Consider the following 2,845-nt stretch of genomic DNA (forward strand, 5'->3'; position numbering starts at 1 on the left):
GAGAAGCGGCTCGTCGCGTACGTGGCGGCGAAGGCCGGGGCGACGCTGGAGGCGGAGTCGCTGAAGGCGAGCCTGCGTCAGCGACTGCCAGAGTACATGGTGCCCGGAACGGTGGTGGTGCTGGAGGCACTGCCGCTCAACGCCAACGGCAAGGTGGACCGCAAGGCGCTGCCGGAGCCGGAGGCGCCGCAGTCCGGCAGTACCTACGAAGCGCCGCGCACGGAGCTCGAAGCGAAGCTCGCGGCCATCTGGTCTGACGTGCTGCGCATTCCCCAAGTGGGCGTGAAGGACAACTTCTTCGCACTGGGTGGACACTCGCTCCTCGCGACGCAGGTGGTGTCACGGGTGCGCACGGAGACAGGCGCGGAGCTGCCCCTGCGCGCACTCTTCGAGGCCCCCACGGTGGAGGCCCTCGCGAAGCGACTGGAGAAGGCGTCTCGTTCGACCACGATGGCAATGAGGTCGGCGGCAGGAGCTGCCTCCCGGCCGTTGTCGTTCGCGCAGCAGCGGCTGTGGTTCATCGACCAGTTGGAGCCGGGCACGCCCCTCTACAACGTCCCGATGGCGGTGCGCCTGGAAGGCGAGCTCCGCCAGGAGGTGCTGGAGAAGGCACTGGACGAAGTGATGCGACGCCACGAGGCGTTGCGGACCACCTTCGCAGAGGAGAACGGTCAGCCCATCCAGGTCATCCATTCAGAGACGAAGCTGTCGTTGGAGAGGGTGGATCTCCACGCAGCGGACGCGCGGTCGCGAGACGAGGCGGCGCGGCATCGACTTGAACGGGAGGTGATGAAGCCCTTCGACCTGAATCGAGGTCCGCTGGTCCGGGCGCTGCTGCTGAAGCTGGATGCGCGGGAGCACGTGCTCATCGTCACGATGCACCACATCGTGTCGGACGGCTGGTCGATGGGCGTGCTCGTGCGCGAGGTGGGAGCGCTCTACGCGGCCTTCGCGGAAGGGCGACGGTCGCCCCTGCCAGAGCTGCCGGTGCAATACGCGGACTACGCAGCCTGGCAGCGACAGGAGTTGCAGGGCGAGGCGTTGCAGCGCGAAGTGGATTACTGGAAGCAGAAGCTCGCGGCGGCTCCCCCCATGCTGGAGCTGCCGACGGATCGTCCGAGGCCCGCGGTGCGAGGCAACGCTGGCGCGCTCCAGTCCTTCCTCTGGCCCCAGGCGCTCGTCCAGGAGTTGAGCGGTCTGGCCCAACGCGAAGGCGCCTCGCTGTACATGGTGCTGCTGGCGGGCTGGCAGGCCCTACTGTCGAGGTACTCAGGGCAGACGGACCTCAGCGTGGGTTCGCCCATCGCGGGCCGGACGCGCTCGGAGGTGGAAGGCCTCATCGGCTTCTTCGTCAACACGCTGGTGCTGCGCGCGAACGTGGAGCCAGGTCAGTCCTTCCAGGCACTGCTGAAGCAGGTGCGGGAGACGGTCCTGGAAGCGCAGGAGCACCAGCAGGTGCCGTTCGAGAAGCTGGTGGAGGCGCTGCAGCCGAAGCGTGACCGGAGCTACACGCCGTTGTTCCAGGTCCTCCTGGCGCTGCAGAACCTGCCCATGGGCGAGGCACGTCTGCCCGGGGTGACGCTCAAGCCCGTGGAGCTGGAAAGCAAGACGTCGAAGTTCGACCTGAGCATCGTCTTCGTGGAGACGCCGCGAGGCCTGGACGTCCTGCTGGAGTACAGCACCGAGTTGTTCGAGGCCGGGACGATCCGCCGGATGGTGGAGCACCTGCGCGTGCTGATGGAAGGAGTGGTGGCGAAGCCGGAGGAGGCAGTAGGCCGTCTGCCGATGCTGACGGAGGCAGAGCGTCAGCAGGTGCTGGTGACGTGGAACCAGACGCAGGCGGAGTACCCGCGCGACGCGACGATTCCCCAGCTCTTCGAGGCGCAGGCTCGGAGGACGCCCGAGGCCATCGCGGTGGTGAGCGGCAAGCAGCGGCTGACGTACCGGGAAGTGGAGGCGAAGGCGAACCAACTGGCGCACCGGCTGAGGAAGCTGGGCGTGGGGCCCGAGTCGCGCGTGGGCCTGTGCGTGGAGCGCACAGCGGACGTGGTGGTGGGGACGCTGGGCATCCTGAAGGCAGGCGGTGCGTACGTGCCGCTGGACCCGAGCTACCCGAAGGAACGGCTGGGCTGGCTGCTGGAGGACGCGCAGGGCCCGGCACTGGTCGCGCATTCGCACCTGCTGGAGTCCTTGCCGCACTTCACCGCGCAGGCGGTGTGCCTGGACCGCGACGAGGCCCTGGCACACGAATCCACCCTGGCGCTCCCGGCGGAAGTGCGGCCGGAAAACGTGGCGTATCTCATCTACACGTCGGGAAGCACGGGCCGTCCGAAGGGCGTGGCGGTGACGCACCGGAACGCCGTGGCCTTCCTGACGTGGGCGCAGGAGACGTTCGAAGAGGAAGAGACGAAGGCCGTGCTGGCTGCGACGTCCCTCAACTTCGACCTCTCCGTATTCGAATTGTTCGCGCCGCTGGTGCGTGGTGGCAGCGTGGTGGTGGTGCGCAACGCGCTGCACCTGGCCGAAGAGAAGGTGGACGCCGAAGTCACCCTCATCAACACGGTGCCGTCGGCGATGGCGCAGTTGGTGAGGCTGGGCGCGGTGCCGCCGTCGGTGCGCGTGGTGAACCTCGCGGGCGAAGCGCTGCCGGAGACGCTGGCGAAGCAGGTGTACGGCGTCTCCACGGTGCGCAAGCTCTACAACCTCTACGGCCCGTCGGAAGACACGACGTACTCGACGTGGTCGCTGGTGGGACGAGAGGAAGTGCCGAACATCGGCCGTCCTCTGACGAATACCCGTGCGTACGTGCTGGACACGTACCTGCAACCGGTGCCGGTGGGCGTGG

General features: G+C 67.8%; 1 protein-coding gene. It reads left to right on the top strand.

The window, feature by feature from the left end:
* The coding region (locus D7V93_RS41250; protein ID WP_147451622.1) for a condensation domain-containing protein at nucleotides 1-2,845 on the top strand (2,845 nt) is incomplete at both ends.

Origin of the sequence: Corallococcus llansteffanensis, assembly GCF_003612055.1 — a bacterium.
GTDB lineage: Bacteria > Myxococcota > Myxococcia > Myxococcales > Myxococcaceae > Corallococcus > Corallococcus llansteffanensis.